Source organism: Streptomyces sp. NPDC002935 (assembly GCF_040611295.1).
GTDB lineage: Bacteria > Actinomycetota > Actinomycetes > Streptomycetales > Streptomycetaceae > Streptomyces.
In genome coordinates this window covers 19,660-36,188 of record NZ_JBEXNW010000043.1, presented here as the reverse complement: position 1 = coordinate 36,188, position 16,529 = coordinate 19,660, and the positions used below count along the sequence as shown (strand labels likewise).

The 16,529-nt window shown below is 70.5% G+C and carries 18 protein-coding genes; 12 read left to right on the top strand and 6 right to left on the bottom strand.

What is annotated here, in order from left to right; genetic code table 11:
- The first annotated feature begins 6 nt into the window (after positions 1 to 6).
- The 3 genes from ABZX90_RS38050 (at position 7) to ABZX90_RS38040 (ending at position 2,463) form a co-directional block, all read left to right on the top strand.
- A complete protein-coding gene (locus tag ABZX90_RS38050) occupies positions 7 to 492 on the top strand; it encodes a DUF5304 domain-containing protein (RefSeq protein ID WP_351131725.1) in 486 nt (161 codons plus the stop codon).
- A 54-nt stretch (positions 493 to 546) separates the two neighbouring features.
- Positions 547 to 1,500: an ROK family glucokinase gene (locus ABZX90_RS38045; protein ID WP_351131727.1), complete on the top strand. Its 954-nt coding sequence runs from the start codon at positions 547 to 549 to the stop codon at positions 1,498 to 1,500.
- 198 nt (positions 1,501 to 1,698) lie between these two features.
- The gene (locus ABZX90_RS38040) at positions 1,699 to 2,463 is read left to right on the top strand and encodes an endonuclease/exonuclease/phosphatase family protein (RefSeq protein ID WP_355212816.1); all 765 of its coding nucleotides are present in this window, start codon (positions 1,699 to 1,701) and stop codon (positions 2,461 to 2,463) included.
- 46 nt (positions 2,464 to 2,509) lie between these two features.
- Here the strand turns inward: ABZX90_RS38040 and ABZX90_RS38035 are convergent, their stop codons facing one another.
- Both ABZX90_RS38035 and ABZX90_RS38030 read right to left on the bottom strand, forming a co-directional pair.
- Positions 2,510 to 3,133 (bottom strand): hypothetical protein, encoded by a 624-nt coding sequence (locus tag ABZX90_RS38035; protein WP_355212847.1) that lies wholly within the window; start codon positions 3,131 to 3,133, stop codon positions 2,510 to 2,512.
- A 169-nt stretch (positions 3,134 to 3,302) separates the two neighbouring features.
- Positions 3,303 to 4,112 carry an alpha/beta fold hydrolase gene (locus tag ABZX90_RS38030; RefSeq protein ID WP_351131731.1) on the bottom strand — a complete coding sequence of 270 codons (810 nt, stop codon included), beginning with the start codon at positions 4,110 to 4,112 and terminating at the stop codon, positions 3,303 to 3,305.
- A 158-nt stretch (positions 4,113 to 4,270) separates the two neighbouring features.
- Here ABZX90_RS38030 and ABZX90_RS38025 point away from each other — a divergent pair, with 158 nt between their 5' ends.
- From ABZX90_RS38025 to ABZX90_RS38005, 5 genes are all read left to right on the top strand, one after another.
- Positions 4,271 to 5,101 (top strand): lysophospholipid acyltransferase family protein, encoded by an 831-nt coding sequence (locus ABZX90_RS38025; RefSeq protein WP_355212814.1) that lies wholly within the window; start codon positions 4,271 to 4,273, stop codon positions 5,099 to 5,101.
- Between the two features lie 39 nt (positions 5,102 to 5,140).
- Positions 5,141 to 6,364, top strand: a complete 1,224-nt coding sequence (locus ABZX90_RS38020) for a DUF5931 domain-containing protein (RefSeq protein WP_355212812.1) — start codon at positions 5,141 to 5,143, stop codon at positions 6,362 to 6,364.
- Positions 6,365 to 6,383: 19 nt separating this feature from the next.
- The gene (locus ABZX90_RS38015) at positions 6,384 to 7,088 is read left to right on the top strand and encodes a response regulator transcription factor (RefSeq protein ID WP_351131735.1); all 705 of its coding nucleotides are present in this window, start codon (positions 6,384 to 6,386) and stop codon (positions 7,086 to 7,088) included.
- Positions 7,089 to 7,230: 142 nt separating this feature from the next.
- Positions 7,231 to 8,259 (top strand): 6-phosphofructokinase, encoded by a 1,029-nt coding sequence (locus ABZX90_RS38010; protein ID WP_351131777.1) that lies wholly within the window; start codon positions 7,231 to 7,233, stop codon positions 8,257 to 8,259.
- A gap of 70 nt (positions 8,260 to 8,329) precedes the next feature.
- Positions 8,330 to 9,325, top strand: a complete 996-nt coding sequence (locus ABZX90_RS38005; protein ID WP_351131737.1) for a 2-hydroxyacid dehydrogenase — start codon at positions 8,330 to 8,332, stop codon at positions 9,323 to 9,325.
- On the opposite strand, the gene ABZX90_RS38000 is transcribed toward ABZX90_RS38005, so the two are convergent.
- Together ABZX90_RS38000 and ABZX90_RS37995 are read right to left on the bottom strand one after the other, a co-directional pair.
- Positions 9,277 to 11,178 carry an anthranilate synthase family protein gene (locus ABZX90_RS38000; protein ID WP_355212810.1) on the bottom strand — a complete coding sequence of 634 codons (1,902 nt, stop codon included), beginning with the start codon at positions 11,176 to 11,178 and terminating at the stop codon, positions 9,277 to 9,279. The genes ABZX90_RS38005 and ABZX90_RS38000 overlap by 49 nt on opposite strands.
- Before the next feature lie 109 nt (positions 11,179 to 11,287).
- A complete protein-coding gene (locus tag ABZX90_RS37995) occupies positions 11,288 to 11,344 on the bottom strand; it encodes a trp operon leader peptide (RefSeq protein WP_101392327.1) in 57 nt (18 codons plus the stop codon).
- A gap of 133 nt (positions 11,345 to 11,477) precedes the next feature.
- On the opposite strand from ABZX90_RS37995, the gene ABZX90_RS37990 reads away from it, so the two are divergent.
- The 3 genes from ABZX90_RS37990 (at position 11,478) to ABZX90_RS37980 (ending at position 14,626) form a co-directional block, all read left to right on the top strand.
- A complete protein-coding gene (locus ABZX90_RS37990) occupies positions 11,478 to 12,695 on the top strand; it encodes a glycoside hydrolase domain-containing protein (RefSeq protein WP_355212808.1) in 1,218 nt (405 codons plus the stop codon).
- Between the two features lie 130 nt (positions 12,696 to 12,825).
- Positions 12,826 to 14,178 (top strand): class II 3-deoxy-7-phosphoheptulonate synthase, encoded by a 1,353-nt coding sequence (locus tag ABZX90_RS37985; protein WP_351131742.1) that lies wholly within the window; start codon positions 12,826 to 12,828, stop codon positions 14,176 to 14,178.
- 160 nt (positions 14,179 to 14,338) lie between these two features.
- A complete protein-coding gene (locus ABZX90_RS37980) occupies positions 14,339 to 14,626 on the top strand; it encodes a (2Fe-2S)-binding protein (protein ID WP_351131743.1) in 288 nt (95 codons plus the stop codon).
- Here the strand turns inward: ABZX90_RS37980 and bfr are convergent.
- Positions 14,623 to 15,102: a bacterioferritin gene (gene bfr / locus ABZX90_RS37975; RefSeq protein ID WP_328555995.1), complete on the bottom strand. Its 480-nt coding sequence runs from the start codon at positions 15,100 to 15,102 to the stop codon at positions 14,623 to 14,625. The genes ABZX90_RS37980 and bfr overlap by 4 nt on opposite strands.
- A 155-nt stretch (positions 15,103 to 15,257) precedes the next feature.
- On the opposite strand from bfr, the gene ABZX90_RS37970 reads away from it, so the two are divergent.
- Positions 15,258 to 15,890: a sulfite oxidase-like oxidoreductase gene (locus ABZX90_RS37970; protein ID WP_351131746.1), complete on the top strand. Its 633-nt coding sequence runs from the start codon at positions 15,258 to 15,260 to the stop codon at positions 15,888 to 15,890.
- 25 nt (positions 15,891 to 15,915) lie between these two features.
- Here ABZX90_RS37970 and ABZX90_RS37965 read toward each other — a convergent pair whose 3' ends face one another.
- Complete coding sequence (locus ABZX90_RS37965) at positions 15,916 to 16,338, bottom strand: DUF4396 domain-containing protein (protein WP_355212844.1); 423 nt, start codon at positions 16,336 to 16,338, stop codon at positions 15,916 to 15,918.
- Positions 16,339 to 16,529: the final 191 nt, after the last annotated feature.

Here is a 16,529-nt window from a genome sequence, read left to right as displayed (position 1 = left end):
TCCGCCATGAGCGAAGAGCGCCCCCCATCCGACGCCGCTCAGGAGGAGACGGCCGACGAGGTGCGCGTCGAAGAGGTTCGCGCCACCGACGCCGACGCCTGGGCGACGGCCTGCGCGGAGGACCTCGCGGCGGAGAAGGCCCGCCGCCGCGCCCAGAACGGCCCGCCGCCGGGCTCCGCCGCGGAGGAACTGCGCAAACTCGTCGACGCCGTCGCCGACAAGCTCTCGGGGCTCCAGTCGCCGTTGTTCGGCGCGGTCGCCTCCGGCACCGCCCAGCAGATGGTCAACCAGGTCGTGCAGCAGGCCAAGGCCGCCGTCGAACCGGTGCTGGAGCGCAACCCCGACGTCTTCGACCACCTCGCGGCCGCGGGCTCCGAACTGCTCGCCGCCTACCGTTCGGCCGTCGAGAACCAGGAGCGCCGCTGGACCACCCGGGGCACCGGACCTCGCGACGAGGAATCCGGTCCGGGCGAACACATCGACTTGGACTAATCGCCCCTCGGGTACGGTTGGCCGTAGCGGGGCTCGACCGAAACTGAGGGATTCATGGGACTCACCATCGGCGTCGATATCGGCGGCACGAAGATCGCGGCCGGTGTGGTCGACGAGGAAGGCAATATCCTCTCGACGCACAAGGTGCCGACCCCGACCACGTCGCAGGCCATTATTGACGCCATCGCCTCGGCCGTGGAGGGCGCGCGCGCCGGTCACGACATCGTGGGTGTCGGTATCGGTGCCGCCGGATACGTGAACCGCCAGCGCTCGACGGTGTATTTCGCGCCGAACATCGACTGGCGCAACGAGCCGCTCAAGGCCGAGGTCGAGCAGCGTGTCGGTCTGCCGGTCGTCGTGGAGAACGACGCGAACGCGGCGGCTTGGGGCGAGTACAAGTTCGGCGCGGGCAAGGGCCACCGCAACGTCATCTGCATCACGCTGGGCACGGGCCTCGGCGGCGGCATCATCATCGGCAACAAGCTGCGCCGCGGCCACTTCGGCGTGGCCGCCGAGTTCGGCCACATCCGGATGGTGCCGGACGGTCTGCTGTGCGGCTGCGGCTCGCAGGGCTGCTGGGAGCAGTACGCCTCCGGCCGCGCCCTCGTCCGCTACGCCAAGCAGCGGGCCAACGCCACCCCGGAAGCCGCGGAGATCCTGCTGGGCCTCGGTGACGGCACCCCCGAAGGCATCGAGGGCAAGCACATCTCCATGGCCGCCCGCCAGGGCGACCATGTCGCGGTGGACTCCTACCGCGAGCTGGCCCGCTGGGCCGGTGCGGGTCTGGCCGACCTCGCCTCGCTCTTCGACCCGTCCGCCTTCATCGTCGGCGGCGGCCTCTCGGACGAGGGCGAGCTGGTCCTCGACCCGATCCGCAACTCGTACAAGCGCTGGCTGGTCGGCGGCAACTGGCGCCCGGTCGCCGAGGTGATCGCCGCCCAGCTGGGCAACAAGGCGGGTCTCGTCGGAGCGGCGGACCTGGCCCGGGAGCCCGACCCGATCATGTAGCGCACGCACACCCTGACGCACGGCAGCGCCCGCCGCACCCCTCGGGACGGCGGGCGCCGCCGTGTCCCGGGCCGGCCGCGTTGGTGCCTGCCGGGGAAGGGGCGGCGTCGGTGTACCCGGGGCGGCTGCCCGAAGGCGGCGGAGTCGCGTGGGCTTTTCGCCCCTTCCGGCGGGCCGTCAGCGCGTATGTTGATCGCCATGCCGACCAGCCCTTCCGCCAGTCCGCTGCCCGCGTCCCGTACCGAATCCGACGGTTCGGCCGTCATCCGCGTGCTCAGCTACAACATCCGCTCGATGCGGGACGACACCGCCGCGCTCGCCCGGGTGATCGACGCCTGCGCACCGGACCTCGTCCTGGTCCAGGAGGCGCCGCGCTTCTTCCGCTGGCGCAAGAAGCTCGCGCGTCTCGCGGCCGCCTCCGGCCAGGTCATCCTGTCCGGCGGTGCGACCGCCTCCGGCCCCGCCCTGCTGTGCACCCTGCGGGCCACCGTCGAGCGCACCGAGGACGTGCTGCTCCCGCTCACCCCGGGGCGGCACCGACGCGGCTTCGCCACGGCGGTCGTCCGGTTCGGGGGCGCCCGGCTCGGCGTGCTGAGCTGCCATCTGTCGCTCCACAAGGACGAGCGCTACCAGCAGGGCGGCATGCTCCTCGACCGTCTCGCCGGTCTCGGCACCCCGTACGCCGTCGCGGGCGGTGACCTCAACGAACGCCCGACGGGCCCGACGTTCCGCCGCCTCGCGGGCACGCTCCAGGACGGCTGGGCGACCCGCCCCTGGGGCGCGGAGCACACCTGGACGCGTACGGGGCCCGACCGGCGCATCGACGCGATCTTCGCCACGCCCGGCATCGAGGTCCTCGGCTGCGGGGTGCCGCTCGGCCTGCCCGGCGTCACCGGGACAGACCTGAGGGCGGCCACGGACCACCTGCCCGTACTGGCCGCCCTCAAAGTGCCCGCGTCCTAGGACCTGTCCGGAGGCGCCGGCTCGGACCACCGCGCCGCACTCCGGGTCAGACGACTGCGCCGCGCCCCGGGTCGTCGAGGTCCTCGTCGTCGCCCTTCATGCGCGCCACCAGGGTGGCGAAGCCGCCGAGGAAACCGCCGATGCCGAGGGTGGTGAGCCACCAGGTCATGTCCCAGCCGAGCAGAACGGCCAGCAGCAGCAGGGCGGGGCCGCCGAGCACGCCGAGCCACGCGAACTTGGCCGTCGTGTCCGCGGCCGGCAGCGGAGGCGGCTCGGGCGGTACGAAGTGGCCCTCGTCGTCCTCGTCGAAGTCGTCCTCGGCCGGCTCGGGCGCCCGGTAGTCACGGGGGCCGCCGACGCCGGGCGCGAAGGCGATCGAACTGCCGAGGGGCTTGGCGGCGGAGGGCTGGTCGCCCGAGGCGGCCTCCGGCTCGGACGCTGCCTTCGGAGCCGAGGCGTCGCCCCCTTCGCCCGTGCCGTCCTCGGGGCCCTCGGCACCCTGGGGCCCCTTGGCGCTCTTGCCGCCGGTCTCGGGGCCGGCGTCCGTCCCGGGCTCCGGGAGCGCCAGGTCCTCCACCGACCTGAACGGCCTCGCGCCGGGCGGGTCCGGCGGTTCCTCGCCGTATCCCTCGACGATCGACTGCCAGGCGGCGTCCTCGTCGAAGGGCACGCTCTGCTCGTCGCCGAGGGACTCGCCGTGGGTATCACCGAGCGACTCTCCGAGCGACTCTCCGAGCGGCTCGCCGGCGGACTCCCCGAGTCCCTCGCCGAGCGTCCCGTCGAGCGGCTCGCCCACAGGCACGCCCTTCTCCTCGGAATCGCCGCGGTCCGCGTCGTGCTCAGCCACCGGCTGCCGTCCCTTCCTGCCGACCCACCTGACCCGCGTCGGCCTCCTTGCCGGCACCGGGCGCGAGCCGGGTGACGAAGGAGTAGCTCTCCTCGAAGATCCGGTCCGCGTCGTGGTCCAACGTCGCGACGTGGTAGCTCTGTTCCAGCACGATCTCCGTCACGTCCGTGGACGACACCCGGCTGAGGACGCGCGCCGAGTCGGCGGGGGAGACCACGTGGTCCTGGAGGCTGTGCAGCAGCAGGAGCGGCTGGGTGACCTGCGGCAGATCCGCGTCCACGACGCCGCACAGCTTCCGCATCGAGTGTGCGGCGTGCAGGGGCACCCGGCCGTAGCCGACCTCCTCCGAGCCCTCCTTCGCGATGTCGCTCGCGATGCCCTTCGTCGAGGGAACGAGGTGACGGAGCACGGGCAGGGCGTGCGCGGCGAGGCCGTGCACCTTGATCAGCGGGTTGACGACCACGACGCCGCTGATCTCGTCGCCGTGCTTGGCCGCGAGCCGCAGGGCCAGCGCACCGCCCATGGAGAGCCCGAGGACGAAGACCCGCGAGCAGCTCGCGCGCAGGGCACGCAGCTCGCGGTCGACCTCCGCGTACCAGTCCTGCCAGCCGGTGAGCTGCATGTCCTCCCAGCGGGTGCCGTGTCCCGGCAGCAGGGGCAGCGCGACGGTGAGACCGCGCTCGGCGAGATACTCCGCCCAGGGACGAAGTGACTGCGGGGAGCCGGTGAAACCGTGGCAGAGAAGGACTCCGACCTCTCCGCCGTCGTGGCGGAACGGCTCGGCTCCAGGAAGGACCGGCACCTCGGTCTCCTGTTCATGAGAAGGGCGGGAACGACTCCAGGTCTGCTTCACCGTACGCGACCGTACTGACACCGACCAGGGTCGTCGGGTCCTTTGGCGGTGCTCCGGGTTAAGGTCTGATCTACGACACAGGAGGCACTCGGGTGATCTACGGCGCAATGAAGTTTTCCATCGGAGGGCCGCTGAAGCTCGCCTTCAGGCCCTGGGTGGAAGGCCTCGAGAACATCCCCGCCGAGGGCCCGGCCATTCTGGCGAGCAATCACCTGTCGTTCTCGGACTCGTTCTTCCTGCCCGCGGTCCTCGACCGCAAGGTGACCTTCATCGCGAAGGCCGAGTACTTCACGACACCCGGCATCAAGGGCCGGATGACCGCCGCCTTCTTCAAGGGTGTCGGCCAGCTCCCGGTGGACCGTTCCGGCGCCCGCGGTGCGGGCGAGGCGGCCATCAAGAGCGGCATAGACGTCATCGAGCGCGGAGAGCTGTTCGGCATCTACCCGGAGGGCACGCGCTCGCCCGACGGCCGTCTCTACCGGGGCAAGCCCGGTGGCCTCGCTCGCGTGGCCCTCGCCACCGGCGCGCCGGTCATCCCCGTCGCGATGATCGACACCGAGAAGATCCAGCCGCCGGGCAAGGTGATGCCCAAGCTGATGCGCCCGGGCATCCGCATCGGCAAGCCGCTGGACTTCAGCCGCTACAGCGGGATGGAGCACGACCGGTTCGTGCTCCGCGCGGTGACCGACGAGGTCATGTACGAGATCATGAAGCTCTCCGGCCAGGAGTACGTCGACATGTACGCGACGGCCGCCAAGCGGCAGATCGCGGAGGCGGCGAAGGCCGAGAAGGACGCGGAGAAGGCGGCGAAGGCGGCGCTCGCCCAGGCCGAGAAGCAGGCTGCCAAGGAACAGGCCGCGGAAGAGGCCGCGGACAGCGCCGAGCAGGGGACCGCCGGGGAAGCCGAACCGACCGACAGGCAACGGTCCGGCTCCTAGGAGCGTCCGTAGGGACGTCGGCAGGGTGGGGTGGGGGGCATGGCCAAGCGCGAGAGAGTCATGAGGATGTCGGTCGAGCAGCCGCTGTGGCGTGCGCTGGCCGGGTACCGCGTCCTGACGGTGCTGTACGCGATCGGGCTCTTCGCCACCGCGTACGACAAGTTCGCCCGGCCCTGGGTGGCCGTCGCGTTCCTCGCGTTCCTGTTCGTCTGGACGCTGTCCACGCTCCCGAGAGTCGCCGGTGCGGCCAACTGCACCAGGCGGTTCCTCGCGGCGGACCTCACCGTCGCGCTGGCCGGCATCATGCTCACCCGCGTCGCCGACTCGGGCGCGCGCATCGAGTCGGGCGGTCCCACGCTGCCGTCGATATGGACGGCGGGTGCCGTCCTGGCCTTCGCGATCAAGGGCGGCTGGCGGTGGGCTGCCTTCGCCTCCACGCTCGTCGCCGCGGCCAACATCATCGAGCGCGGCGCCCCGACCCGCGACACCGTGCACAACGTCATCCTCGTCTGGGTCGCCTCCATCGCCATCGGCTACGTCGTCGAGGTCGCCCGCGCCTCGGAGCGCACCCTCGCCCGTGCCCTGGAGATCGAGGCCGCCACCCGCGAACGCGAGCGCCTCGCCCGGGACATCCACGACGGTGTGCTCCAGGTCCTCGCCATGGTGCAGCGGCGGGGCAGCGCGCTCGGCGGCGAGGCGGCCGAGCTGGGCCGGATGGCCGGTGAGCAGGAGGTCGCGCTGCGCACGCTGGTGTCGGGCGGTCTGGTGCCCGTCTCACGGGTGTCGGAGGATGCCGCACAGGGCGCGGTCGTACGAGCCGTCGACGAACCCGACGACGAGGACCCCGCGGGCGACGTCGACCTGCGCGCCCTGCTCGCCCCGTACGCCACCGCGCGCGTGACCTTCTCCGAGCCCGGTGCGCCGGTGCCGCTCGCCCAGGCCGCCGCGCGGGAACTGGCCGCGGCCGTCGGTGCCGCCCTGGACAATGTCCGCAAGCACGTGGGCGCGGACGCCCGTGCCTGGATCCTGGTCGAGGACGAGCCGGACGCGGTGATCGTGACGGTGCGCGACGACGGCCCCGGCATCCCGGAGGGGCGGCTCGCCCAGGCCGAGGGCGAGGGGCGGCTCGGGGTGGCGCTGTCGATCCGCGGCAGGCTGCGCGAGCTGGGTGGCACGGCGGAGCTGATCTCGGTCCCGGGGCAGGGCACGGAGGTCGAGCTGAAGGTACCGAAGGTTTCACGGGGGAAGGCGACGACGCGATGACGAAGGCGACGGTACGGCGATGACGAGCGGGACGGCGGCGGTGGAGCGGCGAGAGGACGGGGCTCCCATCAAGGTCATGGTGGTGGACGACCACCCCATGTGGCGCGATGCCGTGGCCCGTGACCTGGAGGCCGCCGGGTTCGACGTGGTCGCCACCGCGGGCGACGGCGAACAGGCGGTGCGCCGTGCCCTGGCGGCTGCGCCCGATGTCCTGGTCCTCGATCTGAACCTGCCCATCAAGCCCGGTGTCCAGGTCTGCAAGGAACTGGTCGGCGCCGACCAGGCCCTGCGTGTTCTGGTCCTGTCGGCCAGCGGCGAGCACGCCGACGTGCTGGAGGCGGTGAAGTCCGGCGCGACCGGCTACCTCCTGAAGTCGGCGTCCGCGGAGGAGCTGACGGACGCGGTGCGCCGGACGGCCGTCGGCGATCCGGTGTTCACGCCGGGCCTCGCGGGTCTGGTCCTCGGCGAGTACCGCCGGCTGGCCTCGGAGCCGGTCACCGCCACGGGCGCCGACGAGCCGAGGGCCCCGCAGCTGACCGACCGTGAGACGGAGGTGCTCCGCCTGGTCGCCAAGGGCCTGAGCTACAAGCAGATCGCCGAGCGCCTGGTCATCTCCCACCGCACCGTCCAGAACCATGTGCAGAACACCCTGGGAAAGCTCCAGCTGCACAACCGTGTCGAGCTGGTCCGCTACGCCATCGAGCGCGGACTGGACGAGGCCTGACGCACCCGATGCCGCCCTTCGGGTGATCTGTGCCGATCAACTATCCGACAATTCACCGGAACAGACCTTCCGCACCATGCCGAAGTGACCTGGATCACTACTAGCGTGAGTCCATCAGCCAACCATGGCGAAGGGACTTTCCATGCGGGTCGGAGTACTGACCGGTGGCGGCGACTGCCCCGGGCTCAACGCCGTCATCCGGGGCATCGTCCGCAAGGGCGTGCAGGAGTACGGCTATGACTTCGTCGGTTACCGGGACGGCTGGCGGGGGCCGCTCGAAGGCGACACCGTCCGGCTCGACATCCCCGCCGTGCGCGGCATCCTGCCGCGCGGCGGCACCATCCTCGGATCCTCGCGCACCAACCCCCTCAAGCAGGAGAACGGCATCCGCCGGATCAAGGAGAACCTCGCCAAGCAGGAGGTCGAGGCGCTCATCGCGATCGGCGGCGAGGACACCCTGGGCGTCGCCGCGCGGCTCGGCGACGAGTACGGAATCCACGTCATCGGCGTGCCGAAGACCATCGACAACGACCTCTCCGCCACCGACTACACCTTCGGCTTCGACACGGCGGTCAACATCGCGACCGAGGCCATCGACCGTCTGCACACCACCGCCGAATCGCACATGCGCGTCCTCGTCTGCGAGGTGATGGGCCGCCACGCGGGCTGGATCGCCATCCACTCGGGCCTGGCCGGCGGCGCGAACGTCATCCTCATCCCCGAGCAGCGCTTCGACGTCGACCAGGTCTGCGCCTGGGTGACCTCGCGCTTCAAGGCGTCGTACGCGCCGATCGTGGTCGTCGCCGAGGGCGCCATGCCCAAGGACGGGGACATGGTCCTCAAGGACGGCACGCTGGACTCGTTCGGGCATGTCCGGCTGTCCGGCGTCGGCGAGTGGCTGGCCAAGGAGATCGAGCGGCGCACCGGCAAGGAGGCCCGCACCACGGTGCTCGGGCACGTCCAGCGCGGCGGGACGCCCAGCGCCTTCGACCGCTGGCTCGCCACCCGCTTCGGCCTGCACGCCATCGAGGCCGTCCGGGACGGCGACTTCGGCAAGATGGTGGCCCTGCGCGGCACGGACATCGTCCGCGTTCCGATCTCGGAGGCCACCGCCAAACTGAAGACGGTCGACCCGAAACTGTACGAAGAGGTCGGGGTCTTCTTCGGCTGACGGCGGCGCCTCTGCGGCTCGGGGGTACGGGTCGTATATTCGGCCCGTACCCCCAGAACGGGAGAAACCGGTGGAGATCCTGGCGTTCGGCGTCCAGTCCGACGAGAAGCCCCTGATCGAGAAGGCCTTCGAGGGACGTCACGAGGTCCGCTGCCTCGGCGTCTTCCTCACCGAGGACACCGCACCCATCGCGGCCGGCTACGAGACGATCTCCACCAGCGTCAACTGCGGCCTGGGACACCGTGTTCTGCAGACCCTGGCGGCCGGCGGCACCCAGCTCGTCGCCCAGCGCTCCACCGGCTTCAACAACATCGACCTGGAGGTCGCCGAGCGCCTCGGCATGACGGTCTCCCGGGTCTCGTACTACTCGCCCTACTCGGTCGCCGAGTTCGCCTGGACCCTCGGCATGGCCGTCAACCGCCGTATCGTGCGCGCCGCCAACCGCACCCGTGACTTCGACTTCCGCCTCGACGGACTGATGGGCCGTGACATGCACGGCCGCACCGCGGGCGTCATCGGCACCGGGAAGATCGGCGAGGCCTTCACCCGGATCGCCCACGGCTTCGGCATGGAGCTCCTCGGCTGGGACATCGCGGAGAACCCGGCCTGCGTCGAACTCGGCATGAAGTACGTCTCCAAGGAACGCCTCCTCGCCGAGTCCGACCTGGTCACCCTGCACGTCCCGCTGATGCCGCAGACCCAGCACCTCATCGACGCCGACGCCCTGCGCACGATGAAGGACGACGCGATCCTGGTGAACTCCAGCCGCGGCGGCCTGATCGACAGCCAGGCCCTCGTCGCCCAGCTGCGCGAGGGCCGCTTCACGGGCGTCGGCCTCGACGTGTACGAGGCGGAGGCCGGGCTGTTCTTCCTCGACAAGTCCCTCGAGACCGTCGAGGACGACACCCTGGCCCGCCTCGTCACCTTCCCGAACGTCCTCGTCACCTCGCACCAGGCGTACTACACCGGCGACGCCGTCGGCCAGATCGTCGACGCCACGGTCAAGAACGTCCTCGACTACACCGAGGGCCGTCGCTCGGAGAACGTGCTGGTGCCCCGCAGCTGACCGGTCAACTCCCGCACGACGGCGGCACCGTTGAGCGTCAGCACCGACTCCGGGTGGAACTGCACGCCGGCGAACCCGGGACCGCGCAGCGCGTGCACCTCACCGTTCGCGGCGCGGCTCACCTCGATGCCGTGCGCCGACAGCTCCACCAGCGCGTCCTCGTCGCAGCGCGCCACGAAACTGTTGTAGAAACCGACGGTCTCCGCCCGCCCGAACAGATCGATGCCGGTCTGCGCGCCCTGGTACGGCACGTCCTTGCGGACGATCTCCAGCCCCAGCTCGGCCGCGATCAGCTCGTGCCCGAGGCAGACACCGAGGACGCCGTGCCGGTGCCCCCGCAGCACGTCGGCGGTGAGCGCCCGCAGGAAGCGCATCCTGGGGTCCGCCGGATCGGAGGGGTCGCCGGGACCGGGACCGAGCACCACCGGACCCTCGTGCCCGAGGACCGCCTCCCGCAGCCCCGGCTCGTCGTGGCGGCGCACCGTCACATCGAGCCCCGACGACCGCAGCAGATGCGCCAGCATCGCGGTGAAGGTGTCCTCGGCGTCCACGACCAGCGCGTGCCCCGCCAGTGCCCGGGAGCGCTCCTGCATCCGCAGCCAGAACGGCGCCAGCGAGGCCCGCCGCCCGTCCAACGACGCCCGCACCCGCGGATCGTCGCCCAGCTTCGGCCGTACGCCGTCCGGGCGCGGCCGGCCGGGTCGCACCCCCAGCGCCGTCAGCACACCCGCCGCCTTGGCATGCGTCTCGGCGACCTCGCCCGCCGGATCCGATCCCCGTACGAGGGTGGCGCCGACCGGCACCCGCAGCCGCCCGTCCGCGTCGATGTCGGCGGTCCGGATGAGGATCGGGGAGTCGAGGGTCTGCGCCCCGGCCCCTCCGTCCGGCCCGTCCCCCGGCTGCCGCCCGACCAGCGCCAGCGCGCCCGCGTAGTAGCCGCGCCCGCCGACCTCATGGCGCTCGATGACGCGGCAGGCGTTCTGCACGGGCGAGCCGGTGACGGTCGCCGCGAACATGGTCTCCCGCAGCACCTCCCGCACGTCCAGCGAGGAGCGGCCCCGCAACTCGTACTCGGTGTGCGCGAGATGAGCCATCTCCTTGAGCCGCGGCCCGATCACCACCCCGCCCATGTCCCCGACCGTGCACATCATCTTGAGCTCCTCGTCGACGACCATCGAGAGCTCCTCGATCTCCTTGCCGTCGGCGAGGAACGCGAGCAGGTCCTCGGGCGTCGGGCCCCCGGCCGGATAGCGGTACGTCCCGCTGATCGGGTTCATCACGACCGTCCCGGCGGACATCCGGACATGCACCTCCGGGCTCGCCCCGACCAGCGTCCGCTCCCCGGTGTGCACGACGAACGTCCAGTACGCGCCCCGCTCGCCGGTCAGGAGCCGGCGGAACAGCGCCAGGGCGTCGGCCCGTCCGAACCCCGGGATCCGTCCCTCGTACGTCCGCCGGATCACGAAGTTCGCACCCTCGCCGCGCCCGATCTCCTCGCGCAGCACCCGTTCGACGATCCCGGAGTACTCCTCGTCGCCGACGTCGAAGCCTCCGCCCTCGACCCGCACGTCGTGCGCCGGCAGCTGCTCCAGAGCCCGGTCGAGCGGCAGTTCGTGACGCTCCTCGGGGACGAGCACCGCGAGCGGGGTGCCGTCGTCGCGGACGTCGAAACCGCGCTCCCGGATCTGCCGGAACGGGATCAGCGCGAGGCCCTCGTCGGGGATGTCGGTGAGGCGCTCCACCTCGCGCACCGGCCCCAGCAGCAGCTCCACCACATCGTGGTCGCGCCCCGGAGTGCGACGGCGCAGCAGGGCGAACGGACGCGGATCGTCCATCAGATCGAGCAGATTCATCGGTGCGGTCCTTCTCTCGGATCATGCATCTCGGAGAGGAACGGCCCGGGTCCGCAAACACCGAAGGCCGCCCCTCGGGCGGCCTTCGCGAAGTCGTACGTACGCGCAGTCAGTGGGCCGCCGGATGAGCGGTCCACCACCAGTTCTGGTTCGAATGCGCGAACATGCGCCGCACATTACCCGACGGCGAAGTCCGGGCAACAGCGTGAACCGTTCCCGCATGGCGTTCCGACCGTCCGGTCAACGGCCATGGATGGCCAGACAGCCCGACAGTCGGAACCCACCGAGAAACGAGAGTCATGCACGCAGTCCGTTCGCCCCACACCCGCCGGACCGGCGCCCGCGCCCTGACCGTGCTCCTCGCGGCGGCCGCCCTCGCCGCCGGGCCGCTCGGCCTCGCGAGCTCGGCCCCGCGCCCGAGCGACTCCGAGGACCTGACCCAGGTCGCCTACCGAGGCCACGTCTTCACCGTCCCCGCCTCGTGGCGGATCGTGGACCTGAAGAAACATCCCGACACCTGTGTCCGCTTCGACCGGCACGCCGTCTACCTCGGCACACCCGGCAGCGACCAGAACTGCCCGGCCAGAGCCAGCGGACGTACCGAAGCGCTCCTGGTCCAGCCCGCCGCCGTCGCCGCCGGGGCCGTCACCGAGAACCCGACGGCCCGCATCTACCGGGCCAACGGCGACCGCATCGCCGTCACCGCCGCCTACGGATACGACCGCGCCCGTATGCGGGACGTCCTGCGCAGTGCCGGACTGCCCGTCGCCGCCGCACGGCCCGAGAGGGCCGCGGAACGGCCCGCTGTGACCCCGCTGCCCACCAACGCGACCTCCTTCCGCGGCGAGGGCTTCGACGCCTGCACCGCCCCGAGCCAGTCGGCGATGGACGCCTGGCGCGACGACTCCGTCTACGGCGCCATCGGCGTCTACATCGGCGGCCTCAACCGCGCCTGTGCCCAGCAGCATCTGACCGCCGGCTGGGTGCGTACGCAGTACACGCGCGGCTGGCGGTTCTTCCCGCTGTACGTCGGCCGGCAGCCCTCCGCCGACGGCGGCAGTTGCGGAGGCGGCTGCGCGGCGATCACCAGCCCGGTGCCGCAGGGCACCGCGGCCGCCGACGACGCCGCCAAGCAGGCGGCCGCGCTGGGCTTCGGCAAGGGCACGGTGATCTACAACGACATGGAGCACTACGAGCCCGGAGGCAAGGTCACCGACCAGGTGCTCGCCTACCTCCAGGCCTACACCGTGCGCCTGCACGCACTCGGTTACCGCTCCGGCGCGTACGGCAACACCTCGTCCCTGGTGTCCGACCTGATCGCCAACCGGAGCCGCGTCACCCTGCCCGACGTGATCCACTTCGCCCGCTGGAACCGTCTGTCGAGCACGTCCGACTCCTCGATCCCTTCGACACTGTGGGCCAAGCACCAGCGCATTCACCAGTACGTGGGCGACACGACCGAGACCCACGGCGGTGTGAAGATCTCCATCGACCGTGACCGGCTCGACGTGGACTAGCGGATTCCCTCTCCGGGCGGCCGCGGCGACCGGTCGTACGGCCGCCCGGAGAGATGTCGATCGAGCGGGCGTCGTCTCACTTGATGAGCATGTGGATGGACGGCCGACACGACCCCGTAATGTTGTGGGGGTGACCGTGAACGCTAAGTCCAGCGCGAGCGCTGGCAACACCTGGCGAGACCTGCCCGCGGCGCAGCAGCCCGAGTACCCCGATGCCGAGGCTCTGCGCGATGTGATCGCGGACCTCGAGTCGTATCCGCCGCTCGTCTTCGCGGGCGAGTGCGACCAGCTGCGCGCCCGGATGGCGTCCGTCGCCAAGGGAGAGGCGTTCCTTCTCCAGGGCGGCGACTGCGCCGAGGCCTTCGACGCCGTGTCGGCCGACCACATCCGCAACAAGCTCAAGACCCTGCTCCAGATGGGCGCCGTGCTCACGTACGCCGCCTCGGTGCCGGTGGTGAAGGTCGGCCGGATCGCCGGCCAGTACTCCAAGCCCCGCTCCAAGGGCACCGAGACCCGCGACGGCGTGACCCTGCCGACGTACCGGGGCGACTCGGTCAACGGCTTCGACTTCGACGAGAAGTCCCGTATCCCGGACCCCGAGCGCCTGAAGCGGATGTACAACGCGTCCGCCTCCACGCTCAACCTGGTGCGCGCCTTCGCCACCGGCGGTTACGCCGACCTGCGCCAGGTGCACGCCTGGAACCAGGACTTCGTGAAGTCGTCCCCGTCGGGCCAGCGCTACGAACAGCTCGCGCGTGAGATCGACAACGCGATGAACTTCATGCGGGCCTGCGGGACCGACCCGGAGGAGTTCAAGACCGTCGAGTTCTACGCCTCCCACGAGGCGCTGCTCCTCGACTACGAGTCGGCGCTGACCCGCGTCGACTCGCGTACGGGTCACCTGTACGACGTCTCGGGCCACATGGTGTGGATCGGTGAGCGCACCCGTCAGCTGGACGGCGCCCACATCGAGTTCGCGTCGAAGATCCGCAACCCCGTCGGGATCAAGCTGGGCCCCACGACGACGGCCGAGGAGGCGCTCCAGTACATCGAGCGCCTCGACCCCGACCGCGAGCCGGGCCGCCTGACCTTCATCGTCCGCATGGGCGCCGACAAGGTCCGCGACAAGCTGCCCGAGCTGGTCGAGAAGGTCACCGCCTCCGGTGCGACCGTGGCCTGGGTGACCGACCCGATGCACGGCAACACCTTCGAGGCGGCCTCGGGTCACAAGACCCGCCGCTTCGACGACGTGCTCGACGAGGTCAAGGGCTTCTTCGAGGTCCACAAGGGCCTCGGCACGCACCCGGGCGGCATCCATGTCGAGCTCACCGGTGACGATGTCACCGAGTGCGTGGGCGGCGGCGACGAGATCTTCGTCGACGACCTGCACCAGCGCTACGAGACGGCCTGCGACCCCCGTCTGAACCGCAGCCAGTCCCTTGACCTGGCGTTCCTGGTCGCGGAGATGTACCGCGACCAGTAGCAGATCAACAGGCGCGGCGCCTGTTACCGGCAGATGAAGTGGGGCGGGGATCACATACGATCCGCGCCCCACGCCACTTTTCTGGTTCCTGTGCGACGGGTAAGGTTAGGTTAGCCTCACCGATCATCGGGACGGCACGACTCATCGATTCCGGCGGGAGGTGAACCGCGTGTACGTCTGCAGTTGCTTCGGGATCACCGAACAGCAGGTGAAGAAGCACGCGGAGGACGGCGCCTGCACTCCTCGGCAGATAGCCTCGGCCTCCAAGGCGGGCACGGACTGCGGTTCGTGCGTGCGCAGTATCCAGGCGCTGCTGGGCAGGGGCTCGTGTCCGCGCCGTGAGCTGGCCGACCAGGGGATGCCGGTGCTCTCCGAGGTCCTCGGAGAGGTCGAGGGCGCCCAGCGCGAGACCGTGCGGTACGGGACCGCCGGGCGCGAGGCCGCCTAGCTCTCCGGCTGCTCGACGAGCTGCGCGATGTAGAGCGCCTCACCGAGCTTCTCGACCAGTTCCAGCTGGGTGTCCAGATAGTCGATGTGGTGTTCCTCGTCCTCGAGGATCGACTCGAAGATGTTCGCGGACGTGATGTCGCCCTTCGTGCGCATCACCTCGATCCCGCGCTTGAGGCGGTCGATCGCCTCGACCTCCACCTGCCGGTCGGCCTGGAACATCTCGGTCACGGTCTGTCCCACCCGGACATGGAAGAGCCGCTGGTAGTTCGGCAGGCCGTCCAGGAAGAGGATGCGGTCGGTCAGTACCTCGGCGTGCTTCATCTCGTCGAACGACTCGTGCCGGGTGTACTTCGCGAGCTTCGTCCAGCCGAAGTTCTCCTGCATCTTCGCGTGCAGGAAGTACTGGTTGATCGCGGTCAGCTCACCGGTCAGCTGCTCGTTGAGGAATTCGATGACCTCGGGGTCGCCCTGCATCGCAGAGGCTCCTTCCAAGCGGGGGACTGGGCAGGTTGCGCCGCATCTTCGCATCGGCACCGGAGAGCGTCCAGTAAGTGCATGCTTACTACGAGTTGCCCGATTCCGGCAGCTGCTGGTCATGGGCACTGTCCCGGGTCTGTCAGGATGGAGTCATGGGTCAGCCGGTGGAGCGCGAATCTGGAGAAACAGCACAGTCGGAGCTTCCGCCGGGACAGCGACTTCAGCGCGGCTGGCCGGTCACGCACTACGGTCCCGTACCCAAGTTCCGCCCCGAGCGCTGGGAGTTCAGGGTCTTCGGAGCCACCGCCGACGGTGAGAAGCGGTGCTGGAGCCATGAGGAGTTCACCGCCCTCCCGTACGCCTCCGTCGTCGCCGATCTGCACTGCGTCACGAAGTTCAGCATGCTCGGGGCCGAATGGGGTGGCGTCCCCGCTCGTACGATTCTGGAGATAGCCCCGCCCGCGCCCACCGTGACCCATGTGATGGTCTGGGCCGAGTACGGCTTCAGCTCGAATCTGCGCCTCGCGGACTTCGCCTCAGAGCGCACCATCTTCGCCACCCACAAGGACGGCGAACTGCTGACGGCGGAACACGGCTTCCCGCTGCGCCTGGTCGTCCCGCATCTGTACGCGTGGAAGGGACCCAAGTGGGTGCGCGGCGTCGAGTACATGACCGCCGACCGCCGCGGTTTCTGGGAGGAGCGCGGCTACCACAACGTCGGCGACCCCTGGCGCGAGCAGCGCTACTCCTACCAGGAGGAGCCCGGGGACGGCCCCGAGCTCTGAGTCCTGGCGCCCCTGTCCGGGCGCGTCAGTGGTGGTACCCGTGGACGACCGCGTGTCCCTTGCCGCGGCCGATCATCCACTTGTTGACGGGCGTCGTGACCATGAAGGCGATCACCAGCGAGACGGCCAGCGAGAACCAGAACAGCGCGTCGGCCAGCCCCGCGTCCATCGCGTCCGGCCACAGCACGATCACCCCGTTGTCGATCAGCTCCATCACGGCGATCGACAGGGTGTCCGCGGCCAGCGCCACCCGGAACGCCGTCCGGAAGCCGACTCCCGCCTTCAGGACGCCGCGCAGCGTGAGTGAGTAGCCGAAGAAGAACGCCAGCACGATCGCGAGGACCGTCGTCGGCACATTGCCCCAGCCGAGCGCCGTGCCGATCACCATGCCGAGCACCTCGCCGATGGCGCAGCCGGTGAGGCAGTGCAGCGTTGCCCGGACCGCCATCGACCAGGTCGCCCCCGCCGGCGCGTGCGTGGGTCCGTGCGCCTCGTGGTGCCCGTGCGCATCATCGGCGGCCTGTCCCTCGTAGGAACTGAGCCTTGCTTGGTTCGCGTGCGTCTCGTGCTGCATGAGTGGCCCCCAATGCCAGGTGGCGGTCCCTGTACCTGACAGGAACCGTATACCCCCCAGGGGTA